Source organism: Suttonella ornithocola (assembly GCF_001889065.1).
Classification (GTDB): domain Bacteria; phylum Pseudomonadota; class Gammaproteobacteria; order Cardiobacteriales; family Cardiobacteriaceae; genus Suttonella_A; species Suttonella_A ornithocola.
In genome coordinates this window covers 1-989 of sequence record NZ_LWHB01000226.1, presented here as the reverse complement: position 1 = coordinate 989, position 989 = coordinate 1, and the positions used below count along the sequence as shown (strand labels likewise).

At 40.7% G+C, this 989-nt stretch carries 2 protein-coding genes; one reads left to right on the top strand and one right to left on the bottom strand.

Going from position 1 to position 989, the window contains the following annotated elements:
- On the bottom strand, window positions 1-136 hold a 136-nt coding region (locus tag A5N85_RS17925; protein WP_428843258.1), incomplete at its 3' end, for a helix-turn-helix domain-containing protein.
- 82 nt (window positions 137-218) lie between these two features.
- On the opposite strand from A5N85_RS17925, the gene A5N85_RS13215 reads away from it, so the two are divergent.
- The gene (locus A5N85_RS13215) at window positions 219-932 is read left to right on the top strand and encodes a hypothetical protein (protein WP_072577596.1); all 714 of its coding nucleotides are present in this window, start codon (window positions 219-221) and stop codon (window positions 930-932) included.
- The last annotated feature ends 57 nt before the right edge of the window (window positions 933-989 follow it).

Below are 989 nucleotides of genomic sequence, written 5' to 3'. Positions count from 1 at the left end.
CTTTAGGATGGGGATTTTTAATCCAGCTATAGACGGTGAATTTGCTGATCTTGTAGTGCTTTGCAACAGCGCGCCAAGTTTCTCCATTAGCAATATCGTTAAGAATTTTCTGTCGGAATTGGCTGCAGTAGGTCATAGGATATGCTCAGTTTGTTTTTGATAATTCTACTACAAGTTGTTCTTTATATCTGCTTTGGATAGATTGGATTATAAGTGATTTGACTATAAAAGGCGATGTTAGTGGCGCATTCAATCAAAGCCAAACCATTCGCGTTCGCGTATTAGCGGAAAGTTTTCATAAAGAAAATCCCAACGCCAAGAAAAGCAATCATCACGAAACCCTATATGGCGCATTAGATATTGACTTAACTCCACAAACCACCTTAGGACTTGGCTATTTATACCAACAGCGCCATATTCATCCTGATAATGGCTTGCCATTACAAGGTAAAACGCTCATTAGCTTACCTAACAAACAATACTACGGCGCCAATTGGAACCGCTTTAACAGCAAAAGCCACGACCTCTTTGCCGATGTCAAACACGAATTTACCAACGGTGCTGTTGGGCAAGTCAGCGCACGTTTTTCCAAACGCGATATCGACTGGAATTACGCCTTTCCTTCTAGTGCAATAGATAAAGCACAAACCTTTACAGCGATAGGCACCGCTAGAAACATCCAGCAAAAAGCCTTTACCTTTGATGCCAACTATAGCCGTCCCTTTAGCACATTGGATAACGTCAGCGAATTCGTTATTGGTGCTGATTACAAAACCTTTCATGCCGAAGCCAAAAATGCTCGCCTACCACTCGCAAAAGGGGAACGACTTACTGTTTCTGAACTCAATCACCTGCCTAATATTGATTTACTTATAGTCAAATCATTTATAATCCAATCTATCCAAAGCAGATATAAAGAACGACTTATATAGTGCGATCAGCTAAAAAACAAAACATCCTATAGCCCTTATCTAGCCATTCTGGCGGTA